Origin of the sequence: Geobacter sp. AOG1 (assembly GCF_019972315.1) — a bacterium.
Classification (GTDB): domain Bacteria; phylum Desulfobacterota; class Desulfuromonadia; order Geobacterales; family Geobacteraceae; genus Geomobilimonas.
This window is the reverse complement of sequence record NZ_BLIZ01000001.1, coordinates 1491048-1510126: the sequence shown is the minus strand read 5'-3', so window position 1 is coordinate 1510126 and position 19079 is coordinate 1491048. Positions and strand designations below refer to the sequence as shown.

Annotated in this window: 21 protein-coding genes; 12 read left to right on the top strand and 9 right to left on the bottom strand. The window is 59.3% G+C overall.

The window, feature by feature from the left end; all coding sequences use genetic code 11:
- The first annotated feature begins 218 nt into the window (after positions 1-218).
- From LDN04_RS06890 to nrfD, 4 genes are all read left to right on the top strand, one after another.
- Positions 219-2063 (top strand): DUF2339 domain-containing protein, encoded by a 1845-nt coding sequence (locus tag LDN04_RS06890; RefSeq protein WP_223908215.1) that lies wholly within the window; start codon positions 219-221, stop codon positions 2061-2063.
- A 241-nt stretch (positions 2064-2304) separates the two neighbouring features.
- Positions 2305-2778: a cytochrome C gene (locus LDN04_RS06885; protein WP_223908213.1), complete on the top strand. Its 474-nt coding sequence runs from the start codon at positions 2305-2307 to the stop codon at positions 2776-2778.
- Positions 2775-3560, top strand: a complete 786-nt coding sequence (locus LDN04_RS06880) for a 4Fe-4S dicluster domain-containing protein (protein ID WP_223908209.1) — start codon at positions 2775-2777, stop codon at positions 3558-3560. The genes LDN04_RS06885 and LDN04_RS06880 overlap by 4 nt, the downstream gene beginning before the upstream one ends.
- 2 nt (positions 3561-3562) lie before the next feature.
- On the top strand, positions 3563-4816 hold the full coding sequence (nrfD, locus tag LDN04_RS06875; protein WP_223908206.1) for an NrfD/PsrC family molybdoenzyme membrane anchor subunit: 1254 nt from the start codon (positions 3563-3565) through the stop codon (positions 4814-4816).
- An 89-nt stretch (positions 4817-4905) separates the two neighbouring features.
- Here nrfD and LDN04_RS06870 read toward each other — a convergent pair whose 3' ends face one another.
- From LDN04_RS06870 to LDN04_RS06855, 4 genes are all read right to left on the bottom strand, one after another.
- Complete coding sequence (locus tag LDN04_RS06870; RefSeq protein ID WP_223908197.1) at positions 4906-5343, bottom strand: GSU0071 family protein; 438 nt, start codon at positions 5341-5343, stop codon at positions 4906-4908.
- 420 nt (positions 5344-5763) lie between these two features.
- The gene (locus tag LDN04_RS06865) at positions 5764-6363 is read right to left on the bottom strand and encodes an outer membrane beta-barrel protein (protein ID WP_223908194.1); all 600 of its coding nucleotides are present in this window, start codon (positions 6361-6363) and stop codon (positions 5764-5766) included.
- 145 nt (positions 6364-6508) lie between these two features.
- Positions 6509-7165, bottom strand: a complete 657-nt coding sequence (elbB, locus tag LDN04_RS06860) for an isoprenoid biosynthesis glyoxalase ElbB (protein ID WP_223908191.1) — start codon at positions 7163-7165, stop codon at positions 6509-6511.
- Between the two features lie 53 nt (positions 7166-7218).
- Entirely contained in the window at positions 7219-8130 is a 912-nt protein-coding gene (locus tag LDN04_RS06855; RefSeq protein ID WP_223908188.1) for an NAD(P)H-binding protein, read from the bottom strand.
- Between the two features lie 229 nt (positions 8131-8359).
- Here LDN04_RS06855 and LDN04_RS06850 point away from each other — a divergent pair, with 229 nt between their 5' ends.
- The 3 genes from LDN04_RS06850 (at position 8360) to LDN04_RS06840 (ending at position 10560) form a co-directional block, all read left to right on the top strand.
- Positions 8360-9871 carry an SDR family oxidoreductase gene (locus LDN04_RS06850; protein WP_223908186.1) on the top strand — a complete coding sequence of 504 codons (1512 nt, stop codon included), beginning with the start codon at positions 8360-8362 and terminating at the stop codon, positions 9869-9871.
- 137 nt (positions 9872-10008) lie between these two features.
- Positions 10009-10200: a hypothetical protein gene (locus LDN04_RS06845; RefSeq protein WP_223908183.1), complete on the top strand. Its 192-nt coding sequence runs from the start codon at positions 10009-10011 to the stop codon at positions 10198-10200.
- Positions 10201-10236: 36 nt separating this feature from the next.
- Positions 10237-10560 (top strand): PilZ domain-containing protein, encoded by a 324-nt coding sequence (locus LDN04_RS06840; protein WP_223908181.1) that lies wholly within the window; start codon positions 10237-10239, stop codon positions 10558-10560.
- Positions 10561-10656: 96 nt separating this feature from the next.
- Here the strand turns inward: LDN04_RS06840 and LDN04_RS06835 are convergent, their stop codons facing one another.
- Positions 10657-11247 (bottom strand): helix-turn-helix domain-containing protein, encoded by a 591-nt coding sequence (locus LDN04_RS06835; protein ID WP_223908178.1) that lies wholly within the window; start codon positions 11245-11247, stop codon positions 10657-10659.
- A gap of 169 nt (positions 11248-11416) precedes the next feature.
- Between LDN04_RS06835 and LDN04_RS06830 the strand changes: the two genes are divergently transcribed.
- The 5 genes from LDN04_RS06830 to LDN04_RS06810 all read left to right on the top strand — a co-directional run bounded on the left by LDN04_RS06830 (position 11417) and on the right by LDN04_RS06810 (position 16277).
- On the top strand, positions 11417-12844 hold the full coding sequence (locus LDN04_RS06830; RefSeq protein WP_223908175.1) for a DegQ family serine endoprotease: 1428 nt from the start codon (positions 11417-11419) through the stop codon (positions 12842-12844).
- 119 nt (positions 12845-12963) lie between these two features.
- Positions 12964-13227 (top strand): hypothetical protein, encoded by a 264-nt coding sequence (locus LDN04_RS06825; RefSeq protein ID WP_223908172.1) that lies wholly within the window; start codon positions 12964-12966, stop codon positions 13225-13227.
- 78 nt (positions 13228-13305) lie between these two features.
- The gene (locus LDN04_RS06820) at positions 13306-14295 is read left to right on the top strand and encodes an RluA family pseudouridine synthase (protein ID WP_223908161.1); all 990 of its coding nucleotides are present in this window, start codon (positions 13306-13308) and stop codon (positions 14293-14295) included.
- Between the two features lie 32 nt (positions 14296-14327).
- A complete protein-coding gene (gene pgeF, locus LDN04_RS06815; protein WP_223908158.1) occupies positions 14328-15134 on the top strand; it encodes a peptidoglycan editing factor PgeF in 807 nt (268 codons plus the stop codon).
- A gap of 3 nt (positions 15135-15137) precedes the next feature.
- A complete protein-coding gene (locus LDN04_RS06810; protein WP_223908156.1) occupies positions 15138-16277 on the top strand; it encodes a hypothetical protein in 1140 nt (379 codons plus the stop codon).
- A gap of 100 nt (positions 16278-16377) precedes the next feature.
- On the opposite strand, the gene LDN04_RS06805 is transcribed toward LDN04_RS06810, so the two are convergent.
- From LDN04_RS06805 to LDN04_RS06790, 4 genes are all read right to left on the bottom strand, one after another.
- A complete protein-coding gene (locus LDN04_RS06805; RefSeq protein WP_223908154.1) occupies positions 16378-16950 on the bottom strand; it encodes a hemerythrin domain-containing protein in 573 nt (190 codons plus the stop codon).
- Positions 16951-16952: 2 nt separating this feature from the next.
- On the bottom strand, positions 16953-17411 hold the full coding sequence (locus tag LDN04_RS06800) for an iron-sulfur cluster-binding oxidoreductase (protein ID WP_223908152.1): 459 nt from the start codon (positions 17409-17411) through the stop codon (positions 16953-16955).
- Entirely contained in the window at positions 17408-17641 is a 234-nt protein-coding gene (locus LDN04_RS06795) for a hypothetical protein (protein WP_223908150.1), read from the bottom strand. Before LDN04_RS06795 ends, LDN04_RS06800 begins: the two co-directional genes overlap by 4 nt.
- Before the next feature lie 198 nt (positions 17642-17839).
- Entirely contained in the window at positions 17840-19072 is a 1233-nt protein-coding gene (locus LDN04_RS06790) for a diguanylate cyclase (protein WP_223908149.1), read from the bottom strand.
- Positions 19073-19079: the final 7 nt, after the last annotated feature.

Here is a 19079-nt window from a genome sequence, read left to right as displayed (position 1 = left end):
GACATAAAACGATTTCCTAGTAGTCAAAGCAATAAAAAGATGTTATATAATAAACATGTTTAATTACGGATTGTTATGATTTTATTAATGTTAAAAACAACATATTAAATATAATAATAGATTGTGTTTTATTGCTAAAGAATTTGACAATGTAACACCACCCAGCCACAGCGACCCCCTCGTCCACTCCACGGACGGTGCACATGGAGGGAAACCAGATGGCAGACGACACGCTCGAAAAAAGGGTCGAACAGCTGGCCGCCCAGGTGCATGCTCTGACGGCAACGGTGGAGCAGTTGGCCGCCCGGTTGGCCGTGACGCCAACAACGACTCCGGTCGTTCACCCGCCCTCCTTGAAACCCGCCACCGTGACCACCCAGCCGGTCGGGCATTCGGCTGACGCCCCCGACGAAGTGACCGAGGAGATTCTCAGCTGGGCCGGCAAGACCGCTCTCCTCCCCCGCCTCTCCACACTCTGCTTCCTCCTCGTGGTGGCGCTCATCCTCCGGACCATCACCGACAACAACATCATCAACACCCTGCTCGGCTCGATTCTCGGCATGGCATACGCGACTATCCTCATGATGGTCGGCTGGTACAAATACGGCAAGGGAAGCCCACTGGCACCGGTGTTCGCCGCCTGCGGCGCAGCGCTCATGGCGCTGATCGTGGTGGAAACCCATACCCGCTTCCAGTCCCTCCCCCTGGTGCCCGCCTACCTGACACTCATGGCAACCGGCATGGCCATGGCGGTGATCAGCTACCGCTACACCGCCTTCGTCCCTATCTCGGTGGGGACCCTCGGCATGTGCCTGGCCGGCGCCGCAATCGACTACCCCAACCCGTTTTTCCCCTACCTGGCCATGATTCTCTGGACCGCCAACCTGCTCGGCTTCTTTGCCACCAGCCTGAAACGCTGCTCCTGGCTCCGCTGGATCGTTCTTGCGGTGAGCATGCTGATGCTCTATCTCTGGTCGTTCAAGCTCACGCTCCCCTTGGCACGCCACGACCAGATGCCGGAAGCACTGGCGCTCTCCTGGTTCTTCCCGGTGCTCGCCATTTTAACCGTCACCTTCGCCGGGATCGCGCTGACGGGAATCGTTCGCGCCGGTAGTGAAAAGATATCCCGATTCGATTTCTTTCTTCCCCTGATCAATGTGACACTCATGTATGCCAACTCATACTACGTGGTAAACGCGTGGGGGGGAAGCAAGCATCTGCTCGGATGGGTGGGAATCGCCACGGCGGTCGTCCAATTCTCGCTGGCGGCATGGCTGGTCAGACGGCACACGGCCGGGGGAAGGGGGGAAAACGCGTTCATTCTTGCCGGTGCGACCCTTCTGGCGTTCGCCCTTCCCGCTGCATCCGGCAGCTTTCCCTTGTCATTGCCGGCACTATCGATAGCGGGCTTCTTCCTCATGATCATTTCGGGCAAATGGCAGAATGGGGGGACCCGGGTCATTTCTTACCTGCTGCAGATCTACCCCGCCGTGGCGTTGACCATTTTCCTGACCGGCAGCCGTCCGGCAGGTGTCGATTTTCTGCTGGCCATCCCCGCAGGTCTGGCCGCCGTCTGTAGCCTGTTCCATTACCAGCTGGCCCGCAGGTCGGCTCCCTCCGCGACAGTCCCTTTCTTCTCACGCTTCGACCAACGGGACCACAGCGCGGTCGCGCTTCTGCTCGCGGCCCTGGCTACCGGATTCTTCATGCTGAGGGACGTCATCTACCAGATTATCGTCATGCTTCCGGGGGAGGTGAACAATTCATTCCGCTGCGCCCAGTCCATCCTTATTACCAGCGCGGCCGCCGGCCTCATGCTGTTTGCCGTGCGTCGCAACAACAGGGAAATCCGCAACGTCGCCATCCTGGTAACCGTCATCGGCGCGGTGAAAGTTTTCCTCTACGACCTTCTCGGCACGCACGGCATGCCGTTGGTGCTGAGCGTCTTCGCCTTCGGCCTGGCAGCGGCCATCGAATCCATCGCCCTGGGACGCTGGCAGAAGGGGGCCGCGCGGAGCGACACAACAACCACCAACGGTGGGAAAGCGGGGCAAGGAATATAACACCAATTTCAGATCAAGGATGAAATCAAGGCGGCGAGGATTGAGGCGACGCAGGCGTACGGACAGTACGTTGAGGAGCCGAAGACGAGCCAGCGCAGATAGCGCCTTGATCTGAAATTGGTATAAGATTTCCCGCAGCCGTTGTAATTGCGGCTTTAGCTGATAGATTTGTTACACCTCCTGGCTCCCGACCGGCTTTTGGGCGCGCGCACCAGGATATCTTTACAGGGGAGGTACATGCGTGAAGAGTCATGTCTGGCGGCCGCTCTACATCGTACTCGGGGTCATCGTTTTGGTAATGTTGGCCAAAGCCATCCTCGTACCAAAGGATTTCGGCATTGGCGAGCGGGGCTATATGTACGGGTGGCACCGCAAGGGGAACGAAGCCGACTGGAAAGCGGTCAAGGTAAAGTATAAGACCATGGATTACTGCAAGGAGTGCCACCAGGACAAGTATGATGACCTCCGGCAATCCCCCCACGCCGCCATCCAGTGTGAAAACTGTCATGGCCCGGCGCTGGACCATCCGGACGACCCGCCGACCCTTACTATCGACCGCCATCGGGATCTCTGCATCCGCTGTCATGCCCGCCTCCCGTACAATGGCAGCGGCAGGGGCGCAATTCGCGGCATAACCCCAGAAACCCACCACCCGGAAGCGGAATGTGTCCTCTGCCACTATCCCCACAACCCCAAACTGGAGGCGAAACGATGATCGACCGGCGCGATTTCTGTAAAAAAGCCCTCCTCATTGCGGGAGGGATGGCCATTCCCCTGTCGGCCCTGGAACTGTTCGACCCCAAAAGGCTTCTGGCGGAAAAGAACGATCCGTCTCCGACCCGTTGGGCCTTCCTGGTTGACACCCACAAATGCGTCGGATGCGGCTTCTGCGTCAAGGCGTGCAAGATCGAGAACGAAATCCCCTACGACGCCAACGTTACCCGTACCTGGGTGGAACGCTACATCGTAGCCCGGGACGGCAAGACCTACATCGATTCCCCCAAGGGGGGACGGGACGGGTTTACCACGCCGAAGATCGACCAAGGCGTGGAACACCAGACTGAGGTCCGCAACGAGGATATCGAGAAAGCCTTCTTCGTACCCAAGCTCTGCAACCAGTGCGACAATCCCCCCTGCGTCCAGGTCTGTCCGGTGGGGGCCACCTACCAGACCGCCGACGGCGTGGTACTCGTCGACCGCTCCTGGTGCATCGGCTGCGGCTATTGCATCATGGGGTGCCCCTACGGCGTCCGCTTCTTCCATCCTGTGTATCATGTGGCGGAAAAGTGCAACTTCTGTTATCACCGCATTTCCAAGGGGATGAAAACCGCCTGCGTGGATGCCTGTCCCTTCGGCGCGCGGCGTATCGGCAATCTGAAAAACCCCAATGACCCGGTGACCAAGGTCATCATGACCGAACGGGTCGGAGTCCTCAAGGAAGAGTACGGAACCAAGCCCCAGGTATTCTATGTCGGTCTTTCCAGGGAGGTGAAATAGTCATGGTGCATGGTGAAGCCTGGACCATCAAGGAGTTTTTCTGCTATCCCAACGAGTACATCTACTGGACCATCCAGATCGTCATGTACCCCTTCATGACCGGTCTCGTTGCGGGGGCCTTCGTCCTCTCCTCTCTCTATCACGTGTTCGGCGTCAAGCAGCTGAAGGAGATCGCCCGCTTTTCCCTGGTCTTTTCCTTCGCCCTCCTGCCGGTGGCGATGATGCCCCTCATGCTCCACCTCCAGCAGCCCCAGCGGGGTATCGAAGTCATGATGACCCCCCATTTCACCTCGGCTATTGCCGCCTTCGGCATCGTCTTCACCACCTACGCCCTGATCGTCGCGTCGGAGATCTGGTTCGTCTATCGTGCCTACTTCGTGGAAACCGCTACGACTCTCGGCGAAAAAAGGGAACGTGGCCTCTGGGAAGGGATTCTCTATCTCATCTACCGCATCCTCATCATGGGGGCCTGGGATATCAGTCATGAAGCCCGGGAAAAGGACGAAAAGGCGGTGAAGATCCTGGCCGGGATTGGCATCCCCGTCGCCTGCTTCCTCCACGGCTACGCCGGCTTCATCTTTGGCTCGGTCAAGGCAAACGCCCTCTGGATGACGCCGCTCATGCCGGTGATCTTCATCTGCTCGGCAGTCGTTTCCGGCATTGCCCTCTGCATCGTCACCTATACCGTCACCATGGAACTGCGGAAAATGATATCCGCCCGAAAGCGCCAGCAGAAACCCTGGCTCCCGTCTACGGACGAACTGAAGAGCGCCGAGGTTCAGGTCGTCACCATGACCAGCAAGTACCTCCTCATGTTTCTGGTCCTCGCCATTACCCTGGAAATCCTCGACCTCGTCTTCCGCGGCTATACGGCACTGAAGTCCTGGGACATCCTCCGAAGCGTCATTTACGACAAGGATTTCTTCAAGATATTCGTCCTTCAGTACGGCTGCGGCAATGCCTTGCCGTTCGTCCTGCTGCTCCTCCCCCGCCTCTCGCTCAAGAGAGTGGTGTTCTGCTCCCTGCTGGTCCTGATGGGGGTCTTCATGATGCGCTGGAACGTGGTCATCGGCGGGCAGGCATTCTCTTCATCCTTCGCCGGCTTCATGGAGTACCGTCTCCCCATCTGGCCCGAGACCATGGAACTTTTCAAGGAAGGGTTGTTCGGCGCCATGTTCGTGGCCATCACACCGTTCGTTCTCTTCTTCGGTATCACCCGAATCCTGCCGGTCTTCAACCTGAAGGATTCCCATTGACCATGTCTCTGCGGTAATGCCGGCGAGGCGACAAAAAAAGGCGGCCAGATGGTCGCCTTTTTTCCTGTTCTGCCTGTATTATTTTCCCGTCAAGCCGGAGTGGAAGCCTCGCTGTCCGCGATCTCCGCGATCTCCCGGTAGATGGCGATCATCACCCCGACATCGCTCCACTTCTTCGCCACCAGACGGATCAGCGCCCCGCCATGCACGATGGTTCCCGCAAATACGCATATTCCCAGCAACTGTTCATCATCAACACTCATGAGGTAGCAGCTGAATGCGCCTATAACCAGCATGGAAGCAAGCCACGCCATCTCCGGCCCGCGAAAGGGGTTCTCCATCACCCTGAGGAAGTCCATGTAGTAGCGGGAAAGACCGCCAACCTTTTTCATGAACTCGCGAAATTCATCCCCCCCGTGCCGCAGGTAGGCGTACGCGAGAAACCGTTCGCTCGCCTTCTGCTTCCCCTTCTCCATCCGTTCATGAACATACTTGTCAATGGCTTCGTCAATTGTCCGGGTGTCCATACCATTCACCTCGCTGTCAGCTTGTCGCTCCCTTCGCCACCTGCGAAAAAAACGTAGAGATATTTTCTCTTGTACATAAATCGTGCCGACTGAGAACAGGGGGTCACCGGTGCTTGATGCACATAATAATTATACTGCACATAAAGATTATGCACAGCACGTTGCAGCTGTTTTTCACCGACAGCAGCTCCTCGCTCCCGAAGTTACAGTCCCACGTCAACCTGTGCACAGGTTTGCACACATGCAAAACTCTGGTCAATCTTTATGCATTTCTGCAAAAGATTCATGCAGGATATTCAGGACTGCGGGATGTGCCGCGGTAAACTACGGACAATAGTCCCCCTGGATGTCATTGCAAGAGTCTCGAATATAAAAAAAGGCGGCCATGGAGGCCGCCTTGGGTGAAGGGACACAGTAGGCTCAGTTGAAGAAAAAGCGGACCCCGAAGGTGGTGGAAAAGTTCGTGGTACTGAACCGTCCCACCCGCCGGCCATTTAGATCGATATCCGCTTCCGGACCGGCGACTATTTTCGCCTCCGCGTTGAGGGCAAGGTTCTTGAGGAGGAAGTAGTCAACACCGCCGGCAACGTGGCCCGCCGCTATCGTATCCACATCGTAGCCGTCCAGATCGTTGAGCAGGACATCGAGTCCAAACCCGATGTAGGGAACGAGCTTTTCCTGGGGGATGAAGCGGTACTGTGTCCCCAGACTGATGTTGACGATGCTTGCCGAGGGGTTGCCTCCCTGGAAATGGTCCACGTCGAAACGAGTATTGGTGATGTCGAGTTCGGCAGCCCAGTTCTGGTCAAGCCCGTAGAGAAAGCCGCCACCGAAGATGACCCCGGCATTTGCCCGGTAATCGTTCAAGGTGGAATTTTGCGAAAACACCCCATCGCCCGGTATGTCAAAGCCGAGTCGTCCGGTAACCCCTACCTTCCCCTTGATGACATCGGCCATGGCAGTACCGGAGACCATCGTGAAAACAAAGACCAGGCACGCCAGCAAACAGATTTTCTTCATAGTGTAGTCCTCCTGAATTATTGAACTTTAGCTGCATGCGTTGGAAAACTTTAAACCAGTACCCTTCGTTTGACAAGTCCTAGTTCACAACCAGCCGAAATAGAAAAGGAAAAAAAGCCCTCCCTTTACCGCATCCTCGAACCCCTCAGATGAGCCCGATCACCGCCTTGACCGTCTTCTCGATCCCCTCGGCCGTCTCGGAAATCCGTTCAGCCAGCATATAGGCAGGGGTCGAAACAATTTTGTTCGCCGTGTCCACTACAAACTCGGTGACCGGACACTGCACGTGCTCGCTCCCCGTCTGCTGGATAGCCGCGGCGGTGCCGGCATCGGTGCCGATGGTCACCTTCGGCTTATACTCCTTCCCCAGGGTGGCCGCCACCAGGGCAGGGGCAATGCAGATGGCCCCGATCGGCTTCTTCGCCGCCGCCATCTCCCGCAGCAGCCGGGCCACCTCGGGGTGGATGGTCGCTTCTGCTCCCTTCATGGCAAAGTTGCAGAGGTTCTTGGCCGCCCCGAACCCGCCGGGGAATATGACCGCGTCCAGGTCGCCAGCCTTGACCTCGCCGATATTGCGGATCTTGCCGCGGGCGATCCGGGCCGATTCCACCAGCACGTTGCGCTTGGCGCCGGTCGCTTCCCCCGTCAGGTGGTTCACCTCGTCCAGCGCAAGATCGGGAGCCATGCAGACCGCCTCCGCGCCGTTCCTGTCGATGGCGAGCAGGGTAAAGACCGCCTCATGGATCTCGCTGCCGTCATACACCCCGCACCCCGAAAGCACCACACCGATCTTTTTCTTCATACGCTCCTCCTGTTCGATTGAAAGAGTGACTGGACTGATTAAGTGGAGTAATTCTAAGCGGTTTTCGCCTCTTCCGCAAGGGCAATCCTCACCGCTTCGTCGTAGGAGGTGAGCGGAAGGGGAAGAAGCTCCCTGATCCGCTCTTCCCGACAGACGACCTCGTTGCGTACCCCCTCGATGAGCGGCATGGAGATGGACGGCCTGACCGGGGTAACCAGTCCCACCCAGTAGGAGGAGAGCTTGGGGGTGAGAAAGGGGACCGGCACGATGAAACATGGTCGACCTTCGATCCGGGCAAACCGCTCCATCATCTCCCGGTAGGAGAGGATTTCCGGACCGCCGATCTCGAACGTCCCCCCGGCAGTCCGCTCATCCTTGAGGCAGCCGACCAGGTAGGCGATCACGTCCCCCACCCCAATGGGCTGGCAGAGGGTGGAGACCCAGCGCGGCGTGATCATGACCGGCAGGCGTTCCACCAGCCCCTTCACCATTTCATAGGAAGCCCCGCCAGCACCGATGATGACGGCGGCCCGGAGGAAGGTGGTCCTGAACCGTCCAGCCTGCAGGATCTGCGCAACCTCCAGACGGCTCGCCAGGTGCTCAGAAAGATTCTCTCCCCTCTCCCCCAGACCGCCGAGAAAGATGACCCGGCGCACACCGGCCCGTTCCGCGGCCGTCACGAAATTCCCCGCCGCCTCCCGGTCCCGCCGCTCGAAGCCGGCCCTGCCGCCGGCCATGGAATGAACCAGGTAGTAGACCGTGTCAATGCCTGCCAGCACAGGGCCGAGGGTCCGCCGCTCCAGCAGGTCCCCCGTCACGAGCTCGACTCCATCCGGCAGGTCCGCATCGGGACGACGCACCAGGCAGCGCACCCTGAACCCTTCGGCGACGAGTCTCCGGACCAACCGCCGGCCGATGAATCCCGTTGCGCCGGTAACGAGAACGATCCCTTCGTCTCGCTCCATCTCCCCTCCCGTAACAGCCTACCGATAATTGTACACCATCTGGCAATAACACAAGAGGGGAGGCAGGAAGCAACCGTTTCATTGCCTCTGCCATGTACTATCCCGACAAGGTGACTCATGAAGTTAGCGATTTCCCCTAATAATCGGTTACAATGTTTTTGTCGAAACAATTTGTAAATTGCGTCACACGTGACGTCAGAGTGACATTCCACTCCCACAAGGACCTTCCATGACCCTCATTGACACCCCCCCCATCATCCTGGTTACCGGAGCCACCGGCTACATCGGCGCCCGACTGATTCCCCGTCTGCTGGAGGAGGGCTACCGGGTCAGAGCTCTTGCCCGCACCCCGGCCAAAATTGACAGCCGGCCCTGGGCCGGGCATCCGCATCTGGAGATCGTGAAGGGTGACGTTCTCGACCGGGATTCCCTGGTAGCAGCGTGCCGGGGATGCAACGCGGCCTACTACCTCGTCCACTCCATGAACCACACGAACGGGGACTTTGTCCTGGCCGACCGGGAAGCCGCCTCCAACATGGCCGCCGCGGCCGAAGCCTGTGCGCTCACCCAGATCATCTATCTCGGCGGACTGGGCGAGGAAGGTGAAGCCCTGAGCGAACATCTCGGCTCACGGACGGAGGTCGCCGCCATCCTGCGCAGCGGCAAGGTGCCGGTAACGGTCCTTCGGGCCGCCATGATCATCGGTTCGGGGAGCGCCTCTTTCGAAATTCTCCGGTATATCGTGGAACGACTGCCGATAATCGTCACCCCACGCTGGGTCGATGTCCCCTGCCAGCCCATCGGCGTCCGCAACGCCCTCCGCTACCTCACCGGCTGCCTCCAATGTGAACAGGCCATCGGCGAAACCTTCGATATCGGCCAGGATCAGGTCGTTACCTACCGGCAGCTCATGGAGATCTTCGCCGAGGAGGCCGGTCTGCCGAAACGGCTGATTATTGCGCTCCCCATCCTCACCCCGCGGCTGAGTTCATTCTGGATAAACCTGCTGACGCCGGTGCCAGCGGTCCTAGCAAGGCCCTTGACCGAAGGGCTGCGCAACAAGGTTGTCTGCCAGGACTTCCGTATCCGCGAACTCATCCCGCAGGAACTGTTTGACTGCCGGCTTGCTATCCGGCTGGCACTGGAACGGGTCCGGCAACATCAGATCGAAAGCTCCTGGACCGATGCGGGGGAGGTCCCCCCCGCCGAATGGAGCACCCCCGGCGACCCGAACTGGGCGGGGGGAACCTTTTACAATGACTCCCGGCAGATACTCCTGGCCGCCTCACCGGGAGAAGTCTGGAAGGCAGTCATGAGTATCGGCGGGGAATCGGGCTGGTACTATGCCGACTGGCTCTGGAAGCTGCGCGGCTTTCTCGATCATCTTGTCGGCGGCGTGGGTTTGCACCGGGGACGACGCTGCCCCCTCGAGGTCTCTCCGGGGGATGCCCTGGATTTCTGGCGGGTGGTGAAAGTCACCAGGCTCCAGCGGCTGTTGCTCGTCGCCGAGATGAAGCTCCCCGGGGAGGCGACACTTGAATTTCGCATTGAGGAGATCGCCCCCGGGAAGACCATGCTGCAACAGGTCGCCCATTTCCTTCCACGAGGGCTCTTGGGGCTCATGTACTGGTATGCGGTCACCCCTTTCCATAACTTCATATTCGACGGCATGCTACGGGGATTTGGGAAAGCGATCTCCAAACCGGTCATCCGCGGCCCTGAACGCATGCTGGCACCATAGGATGCCCCTAAACAGCAAAGGGAGGCTCTGGTGCCAGACCATTCCCTCCAGGGGGTGAAGGCCGAAGCCATCGCCTGACTTGCATCCCCCCGGCTCCGTGCTACTATTTCTGGTGAAACGGTCCACAGGAGGCAGCCATGAAAGAATCCGAGCACATTGCCGTATGCAACCGGACTGAGCGTAAGGACGAACCGGTCCGCCTGAAAAACCTTAAGACCGGCGAAATAGGCCTTTCCTTCGGCTGCACCCTGGAAGGTGGCACTATCCAGGTGAAGCTGGAAAACGGCCAGTTGGACAGTTGGGACCCGGCCGACTGCGAAGAGCTTTAAGTCAGAGGCCAACGCTGACACAGAGGGACGGACTGCTTGGAAGAACGGACATGCAAGCGAAAGACGGTGGAAGTTGGATGCTGGCTGGTGGAGTTGGACGGCGCCTCCTGTTTCCATACCTTCGACCTGTCTGAGGGGGGAGTCTGCGTCAATACCGACGAACCGCTCCCCGTCGGACGGATCGTCACGCTCCAGTTCTTTACCCCCAAGGGGGCAGCCCCGGTCAGCATTTCGGCCGAAGTGGTCTGGAGCCGGCTGGAACCCACCGCCGGGATGGGACTCCGCTTCACTGACCTCGACCCGAAAGCCCTGCAGGTCATCAAGGAATTCACCGCCATCCTCGAACAGCGCAGGAAATAAAAAAGGGGGTGACCCACAGGCCACCCCCCTTCTGACTTTTCCAGCCCATAAAATCCCGAGTACCGGAGCACACGTCCCGGATTCCGGATCCCGGCCTCACCCCTTCGTATAGAGTACCGCCACCGCCTTCGCCCGTGTCTCACCCACCGACACATAGCCATGGGGCTCCGACGAATCGTAATAGACACTGTCCCCCGGCAGAAGGCGCATGACTTCTTTGCCAAAATGGAACTCCAGTTCGCCCTCCACGATATAGAGGAATTCCTCACCTTCGTGACGGTAAAAGTGGCTGTCATCCCAGGCAGTAAGCTCGAACTCCACGAGGAACGGCTCCATATGTTTCTGGCGGATGCCGGGGGCGAGGGTACGGTACAAGTAGCCACCGGTGACGTCGCTGTTGGGGCGGCGCGGTGTTGCAACCACCTGCTCTCCGCGGATAAGGACGTACTTCTGCCGGTCCCCCTCCTCCTCGAAGAAATAATGGATCCCCACCTTGAGCCCCTTGGCGATCCGCAGGAGAGTCGCGAGGGGAGGCATCACCTGGTCGTTTTCGATCTGGGACAGGAGCGGCTTGGAAAGTCCCGAAAGGTCGGACAGTTCCTGCAGCGTGAAGCGCCGCTCCTGGCGGAGTTTCCGGATTTTCTCCCCCAGCCTCAAATCCTTCAGTTCCGTTTTTATATCCGTCACAGCCGACTCCTTGTCTTAGGGCTTGTAGGTAGTATAGATTTTTTATATGCAAAAGGTCACGCCGCGTCAAGGGCGATTTTCGTTTCGGCAAATGCGGATTGACATCGGGACGGATTTTGGCTAACCTTGCCGACATCAACGTAACACAACGTATTCACGAGGTTTTGCCATGAATTGGTCCGGCATCCCGATCTGTCTCCTGTTGCTCGTTCTCCCCCTGTCTGCCTGCAAGAAGAAGGAGACTCCCCTCTTTTCCGAATCGTCCCGTCAGGCCGAGGCGCCGGTCAAGGAGGTACCCAAGGACATCCTGGCCTCCCAGCAGGCGTTCTCCAATGTGGTCAAGGCGGTCAATCCGGCGGTGGTCAACATCTCCACCGTCAGCAAAAAGAAGCTGGTCCAGCCTTTCTTCGAATTTTCCCCCTTCTTCGACGATTTCTTCGACGGACGCCAGCCCAAGCCCCAGTACCGCCGGGAAAACAGCCTCGGCTCCGGCTTCATCATCAACAAAGAGGGGTATATCATCACCAATGACCACGTGGTGCGCGACGCGGAAAGCATCCAGGTCAAGCTCTCCAACGAGGAGGAATACAGCGGCAAGGTCGTGGGGAGCGATCCCAAGACCGATATAGCCGTCATCAAGATCAACGCCAAGGACCCACTGCCGGCGGCAGTGCTGGGCGACTCGAGCAAGCTCCAGGTGGGGCAGTGGGCCATCGCCATCGGCAACCCGTTCGGGCTTGATCGGACCGTCACCGTCGGGGTGGTCTCCGCCACCGGCCGGTCCAACATGGGAATCGAGACCTACGAAGATTTCATCCAGACCGATGCATCCATCAATCCGGGCAATTCGGGAGGCCCCCTCCTCAACATCTACGGCGAAGTAATCGGCATCAACACCGCAATCGTGGCCGCGGGACAGGGGATCGGCTTCGCCATACCGGTCAACATGGCAAAGCAGGTGGTGGCCCAGCTCATCAAGAAGGGAAACGTGACGCGCGGCTGGCTCGGAGTGGCGATTCAGCCGGTAACCCAGGAGATCGCCCGGTCGTTCAATCTCGACAAGCCCCGCGGGGCGCTGGTCAGCGACATCATGGCCGGGAGCCCGGCCGAAAAGGCGGGGCTGCGCCGGGGCGACATCATTCTCAGCTTCGCCGGCAAGGAGATCAAGGATTCCCGCCAGCTCCAGCTGGTCGTGGCCGAGACGCCGGTCGGTCAGCAGGTGGCGGTGGAGATTTTCCGCGACGGCAAAATCGTAAAGCTCTCCCTGGCTACGGGGAATGCCGACAGTGCCGCGGCGAGCAAGCCCCGTTCGACCGAGCCTCAGGCCAGCCTGTTCGGCCTCGCGGTTGATGAACTCCCCCGCAACAGGCTGGGCAGCGGACTCAGTGGCGTCATCGTCAGCGATGTGGAAGAAGATGGCGCGGCAGCCGAGGCGGGTATCCGGCCGGGAGACATCATCACCTCCGTCAACCAGAAGAAAATCGGCAACCTTGCCGATTACGGGCGGGCCATGAAAGAGGCGGTGCAGCGCGGGAGCGCGGTTTTCCTGGTTCGCCGGGGGGATGCGAGCATATTCTTTGCCCTTCGCATCCGCTGACCGCACAGCTGGCAGGAAAAAAACTGGCGTACAGCGACGGACTTGGTGTATAATCCCCCGAACCGCCCGTTACGGGACTGATTCGAGCGCGGCTGACGTCAGCCGGGGAAAGGATGTCCATGAGTCTCATCGATAATCCGGAACAGGCACGACGCCTTGCCCGGGCCATCATCTCCGATGTCGCCATCTACAACCGGGACAAGGTGGAACAGGGGATCAAGAACGACAACATCTTCGATGTCCTGACCGATGAACTGGAAGAGGGACGTCAGCACTTCGTTTCCCGTGTCGCCCCCCAACTGGCTTCCTCCAATATTTTCGAGATCGCCGTGGTGGACGTCCTGATCAAGCGGGCTGGCAAGATCGAATCGTCCATCTGGTAATCCCCCAATAACATCCATTTCAGGGAAGGCGCGGTTAAGGGAATCGCGCCTTCTTTCATTTCAAGCCGGGACGGACCCATGGAAAAACACGAATTCATCTATCCACCGGACAGCGAGCCGGCCCGTCTCGACCAGGTGGTGGCACGACTGATCGGCGGGCTCACCCGGGCCGCGGTACAGCGGCTCATCGAGGCCGGCATGGTGACCGTTGAGGGGCTCCCCCAGAAACCCTCCGTCAAACTGAAGGGGGGCGAACGGATCGTCGTCACCATTCCCCCACCGTTGCCTGCCACCCCTGTCCCCGAAGCGATCCCCCTCACCATTCTCTACGAAGACCGGGACCTGGTGGTCGTCGACAAACCGGCCGGCATGGTGGTCCATCCCGGTGCGGGAACCAGCGGTGGCACCCTTGTCAACGCCCTCCTCGCCCATTGCAATGACCTGTCCGGCATCGGCGGGGAACTACGGCCGGGAATCGTACACCGGATCGACAAGGACACTTCGGGGGTCGTCGTCGTGGCCAAGCATGATGCGTCCCACCAGTCCCTGGCCCACCAGTTCAAGGAACACACCATCAAACGGATATATCTGGCCTTGGTCTTCGGCTCTCCCAAGACGGACAAGGGACGGATCGAATCGGTCATCGGCCGGCACCCGACGGACCGGAAAAAGATGTCCGGCAAGGCGCGCCACGGCAAGCACGCGGTGACCCACTGGCAGGTTCTGGGCCGCTACAGCGGCGTAACCCTGCTCAAGCTCCGGCTGGAGACCGGCCGAACCCACCAGATCCGGGTCCACCTCTCCGAAGCGGGCCATCCGCTGCTGGGAGACGACACCTACGGCGGTGGCGGCCGGCTCGCCGGCATCCGTGATCCACAGTTGCGGGCGCTCATTCGGGATATGGGGCGCCAGGCGCTCCATGCCAAGACTCTCGGCTTCCTCCACCCCACCAGCGGAGAATACCTGGAGTTCGATACCGATCTGCCCGAGGACATGGGCAGGATAATAGAGTATCTGGAAAATCAGGGACCAGACCCCAAAAACGGGCCTGCAGGGGGCAGGGATTAAGCCGCCCCGAGCACTTACAAGGAGTCATTCGTATGGACATGAAAAAAATCGGCAAGGTCCACTACCTGGAGCCGCTGAATCTTGCAAAAACAGGCATGGCGGTCCAGGGCTTTACTACCCGCCATGAAGGTCTTTCGCGCCCCCCCTACAACTCATTCAACCTGGGGACCAACACCCTCGACTCCCCCCACAGCGTGCAGGGAAACAGGAGCCTGCTGGCCCGGGCCTTCGGCACCCGACTGGAGCGACTGGTGACCGTTAACCAGGTCCATGGTGTGGACCTTCTGGTACTCGACACCCCCAATCCGGATTACGGCCACTTCCTCAAGCTGGAAGCGGACGGCATCATCACCAACCAGCCCGGCGTTATGATCGGCATTTGCGTTGCCGATTGTGTGCCGCTCCTTCTCCTCGATCCGGTACAGAAGGTTGTCGCGGCGCTCCATGCCGGCTGGAAGGGGACCGCCGGGCTCATCGCCCACAAGGGGGTCGAGGGGCTCGTGAAGATATTCGGCAGCCGCCCTGCCGACATCCTGGCGGCAGTCGGCCCCGGCATCGGTCCCTGCTGCTACCAGGTTGACGGACCGGTCATGGAGACCTTCAAAAAGAGTGGCGCCGGTTGGGACCTGTTCGCCACGGAGCATGAGAAGGGAAAGTGGGGGCTCGATCTGGGGGCGGCCAACCGGCGCCACCTTCTGGAGTCCGGCCTCGTCGAAGAGAACATCAGCACAGCGGCGCAGTGCGTCAGCTGCAATCACGATCTGTTCTTCTCCTACCGACGGGACGGAGGCGATACGGGGAGACAGATGGGGTTCATCATGCTGCAGGACAAGGATTAATCCATGGCCATTTCGCGCCATTTCTGGTATAAACGGCACATCAACGCCCCGGTTACCACCGCGACACTCTCCTCAGGAGGCCTGGCTGTGAACAGGATGCTGAAACTACTCCCCGTCGTTCTCATTTCCATCTTTACCTTTGGCTGTTCCCACAATTACTACAATGTCCCGAAGGACGCCTACGCGAGCAAGGTGAGAGTGCTCGGGGTGGCCCCGCTGCTGGTGGACGCCGACTCCGACATCCGCTATCCGGACAAGGGTGCCCTCGTCGATCTCGTCAGGGATGCCAACCGCAGGAGCGAAAAGGAACTGGTGGCCATGCTGAAGGATACCGGCGCCTATTTCTCGGTAAAACTCCTCCCCGACGACCCCGACCAGCTTGTCGGGAACCTGGTCTATCGCCGCGAGCGACGGGACGACGCTGGTGTGATCTATAACAAGTATTTCTTCAAGGTGCAGGAACTTCGCGATTACATCACCAGAAACGGTGTGGACGCGGTCATGGTCGTCGTGGTAAGCGGCATTACCAAAAAGGATTCGATCCGCTCCAGCAACCTTCTGTCCTATCTCGACAGCAGCTACGACTACCTGATCATGACTGCCCAGATACTGGATGCAGACGGCACTGTGCTCTGGGAGTACCCCAATTTCCGCCAGCGGCTATTATCCTTCCCTCCCCTGCTCCCCCTTCAGTATCCTGCCTTTGACGAGGCGGAGGCCAATGCCAGCGACAAGGTGGAGGTCAAATTCAAGACCATCGAGGGCATAGGCCGGGCTTTCGGCAAGATGCAAACATCCAGCCTCTCGTCCAAGACAAAAATTTCCATTCTGTACGCCGACCAGTTCGAAAAAATGGTTTCGCTTCTCACTCCCGATTCCCAGCTATTGGGCAACGGCAGCAACGGGGAGAAAAAGTCCGCAGCGCCACAACCAGAACCGCAGCCGACCTCGCGGCAATCCGCGCCGGCCGCACCCCAGCCGGCCGCTGTACAGCCGGTCACGGAAACTCCGGCACCAGCGGCATCCCAACCGGTGTCCGAACCGGTGATTGCCGTGCCCGCACCTCTGGTGGTCGAATCGGCCTCGCCGGTGGCAGCGCCGATTAAGCCGATAGGGCCGGCTGTACCGCATTCGGATAGATAGGACCTATAGGTCATATAGGACGTATAGGTCCTATTGAACGAAAAAAAGGGGAGGTCGACTGACCTCCCCTTTTGCGTTTATCATGTAATGCAGTCGCTAATTATGCCGCCCGGTCGACCACCTTCCCTTCGCAGCTGTTCACGAGTTCCTCGTACCGCGCCGCGAAACCGGTCGGCGTCCTGGCTTCCGCCGCATTGTAGGCAGCGATGATGCCATCCCGCAGGGTATCGGGAATGAGACGTTCTGCAAGTGGATAGAGGATGTCGTCCTCCTTGGCAATGTGTTCCCTGAGCAGTTCCAGGTAGCCGAGAGCATTGGCGGCGATGGCGTTGTCCTGTCCCTGTTCTCCTCGCAATGCCGCCTGGGCGGCTTCTTCCATGGCGCGGACGAATGCCCGTCCCTGGTCATGCTCCAGCAGCATCGCCGCAACCGGACTGTTCTGCCGCGGCATGCCGTTTGCCACCAGCGCCTCGAACAGCACATCCTCTTCCTTGGCGTGGTGGAAACGGTCCGCGTAATTCCTGATGAAGTCCACCGCATCGAGATAGAACCGGTAGTCCGTATACTTCCCCTCCCTCGTCAGGCTGGCGTTCCGTTCCAGGACCTCCAGCATCCGCAGAATCAGCTTGTGCTCGTTGACCAGGGTGGTCGTGATGTCCCGTTTCGTTCCCATGGTCAGTTCCTCCTCTCGCCATCCACCCCGATGATGAACGTTTCCAGGGGGATATCCTTGCCGGAAAGTCCGAGCGCCTGCTTGACCATGACATCGAGGCCGCGGCAGCAGGGGACCTCCATGATGGCAACGGTGATGCTCTTTACGCCGTTCTCCCGGAAGATAGTCGCGAGTTTCTCCACGTAACTCCCCGTTTCATCCAGCTTAGGGCAGGCGATGGCAAGTGCCTTTCCCTTCAGCAGGTCGCAGTGAAAACTTCCCAGCGCAAACGCAACACAGTCGGCCGCGACGAGGATGTCGGCCTCCCGGAAGTACGGTGCCGTTGGGGGAACAAGGTGGAGTTGGACCGGCCACTGCCGCAGTTCGGACGGCGTCTGTGCCGCGGTTTCGTTATCGTTCGTTTCGCTTCTTTCGATGACCCGCGCCATGCTGCCGGGGCAGCCGCAACCAAGATGACTCATTGTTGTTCTCCTTTTCCGTTGTCTGCCAGATACGTGTTGATTTCCGCCTCTATGTTCGCTTCATCCTCTTTGGAAAGGCCGTGGATGGAAACCACATCCTTGAGGAGACATATCCCCACCTTGCAGGTGACGCAGCCGATGTCGTAGCGGTTGAGAATGTCACCGATCGGTGGGTGGGTGGCGATGACGTCCTGGATCGCCTGATTGCCGAGATTCTGCTTGAATTCCATGGTTTCCTCCTCTGTTGATGATGTCAGCATAACGCGGCAGAGGAAAAAAGATTATGACGTGGGTCAAAAATCGGCAGGTTATAACCGAAGCAGAGTAACGCGGGGAACAGCGGATACATGTCCCCCCTCCCTTGATGGAAGGACCCGGAAGTGGGCCTAAAGGGGGAGGGTGAATGAATCCGGAGATTCGGGTGAGAGTTACGTGCAGACCTGGTTGCGCCCTTTGTGCTTGGCCCGGTAGAGGGCCTGATCGGCAGCCTTTATGACTGCTTCGGGAGTAGCAGAGCCGTCAGAGCTCTCGGCCACACCGATGCTGATGGTGACCGATACCGTCTGGTCGCCGTTGCCGGCGCCACGCTGTTTCTTCCCCTCCTGACCATCTTTGGGGCGATCGGCACTACGGATTTTCATCTGGTAGTCGGCAATACTCTTGCGCACCTCCTCCAGGTGAGGAGTGGCATCTGTCACACACCGGTGCGGGAAAAGGATGGTGAACTCCTCGCCGCCATAACGGAACGCCCTGCCCCCTCCCTTGACCCCCTGCATCCTGCTCGCCACCATCCGGAGGACCTGGTCACCCACATCGTGGCCATAGGTGTCGTTGAACCGCTTGAAATGGTCGACGTCGAGCATGGCGATAGAGTACTGCCGCCCCAGCCCCATCAGCTGTTCGTTGAGGGCACGGCGCGACGGCAATCCGGTGAGGTCGTCCCGATACGCCATGTTGTGGGAGTCCTGGACGACGCTGATGATGAGGAGCAGACCGGCTGTGCCCATGAACAGCGGCACGATGTGCTCGGTGGTAAGCCAGTTGCAGACCACAGCCGCAGCGAGCAGGGCACCGAACATGCCACTCTCGAGGGGGGCGGGGCGAACGAGCAGTTTCCCGGCGATGAGGAGCCCTCCGGCGAGGAAGAGAAACAGCGCCACCTGGGGGATGAGGAACCGCTCAAGAAAGGGGTTGACTACCAGTTCCTTGCCGACGAACTGCTGGATCTCCACATAGTTGTAGCGGACGAACCAGGCCACCATGGACGCCTGGCCGGCCAGGAAAGCGAGACGCAGCCGTCCGGCGGTCGTCAGGACTCCCCGTTCCCGGAGAAAACAGAAGAGAGTGATATTTACCGGAAGAAGGACCGCCAGGGACTGGTAGATCATGCCGGTGCGAAAGTCCACCAGCCCTTGCTGCAGGAAGGCGCGGCAGCTCCAGTAGGCAACACCGAGCAGCAGGGCGACGCAGAATACCCGGCCGCGGTTGAAGTGGAAGCTGAGGAGAAGGAGAGTGGCGAAGATGAGATAAGGAGCGGAAACCAGGTGCACCTGCCATTCGGGAGGGAACGCGGCAATACGGGGAAGGGACATGGACGCGACCGCCAGAAAGATGACCGGCAGGGCAAAAGAGACGAAGTTTTTCAGCAGAGGATGGCGCACGACGGTC

Coding starts and splice junctions, on each gene's coding strand:
- LDN04_RS06890 (WP_223908215.1), top strand. CDS start 219: ATGGCAGACGACACGCTCGAAAAAAGGGTCGAACAGCTGGCCGCCCAG.
- LDN04_RS06880 (WP_223908209.1), top strand. CDS start 2,775: ATGATCGACCGGCGCGATTTCTGTAAAAAAGCCCTCCTCATTGCGGGA.
- nrfD (WP_223908206.1), top strand. CDS start 3,563: ATGGTGCATGGTGAAGCCTGGACCATCAAGGAGTTTTTCTGCTATCCC.
- LDN04_RS06870 (WP_223908197.1), bottom strand. CDS start 5,343: ATGGACACCCGGACAATTGACGAAGCCATTGACAAGTATGTTCATGAA.
- LDN04_RS06865 (WP_223908194.1), bottom strand. CDS start 6,363: ATGAAGAAAATCTGTTTGCTGGCGTGCCTGGTCTTTGTTTTCACGATG.
- elbB (WP_223908191.1), bottom strand. CDS start 7,165: ATGAAGAAAAAGATCGGTGTGGTGCTTTCGGGGTGCGGGGTGTATGAC.
- LDN04_RS06855 (WP_223908188.1), bottom strand. CDS start 8,130: ATGGAGCGAGACGAAGGGATCGTTCTCGTTACCGGCGCAACGGGATTC.
- LDN04_RS06850 (WP_223908186.1), top strand. CDS start 8,360: ATGACCCTCATTGACACCCCCCCCATCATCCTGGTTACCGGAGCCACC.
- LDN04_RS06845 (WP_223908183.1), top strand. CDS start 10,009: ATGAAAGAATCCGAGCACATTGCCGTATGCAACCGGACTGAGCGTAAG.
- LDN04_RS06830 (WP_223908175.1), top strand. CDS start 11,417: ATGAATTGGTCCGGCATCCCGATCTGTCTCCTGTTGCTCGTTCTCCCC.
- LDN04_RS06825 (WP_223908172.1), top strand. CDS start 12,964: ATGAGTCTCATCGATAATCCGGAACAGGCACGACGCCTTGCCCGGGCC.
- LDN04_RS06820 (WP_223908161.1), top strand. CDS start 13,306: ATGGAAAAACACGAATTCATCTATCCACCGGACAGCGAGCCGGCCCGT.
- pgeF (WP_223908158.1), top strand. CDS start 14,328: ATGGACATGAAAAAAATCGGCAAGGTCCACTACCTGGAGCCGCTGAAT.
- LDN04_RS06810 (WP_223908156.1), top strand. CDS start 15,138: ATGGCCATTTCGCGCCATTTCTGGTATAAACGGCACATCAACGCCCCG.
- LDN04_RS06805 (WP_223908154.1), bottom strand. CDS start 16,950: ATGGGAACGAAACGGGACATCACGACCACCCTGGTCAACGAGCACAAG.
- LDN04_RS06800 (WP_223908152.1), bottom strand. CDS start 17,411: ATGAGTCATCTTGGTTGCGGCTGCCCCGGCAGCATGGCGCGGGTCATC.
- LDN04_RS06795 (WP_223908150.1), bottom strand. CDS start 17,641: ATGGAATTCAAGCAGAATCTCGGCAATCAGGCGATCCAGGACGTCATC.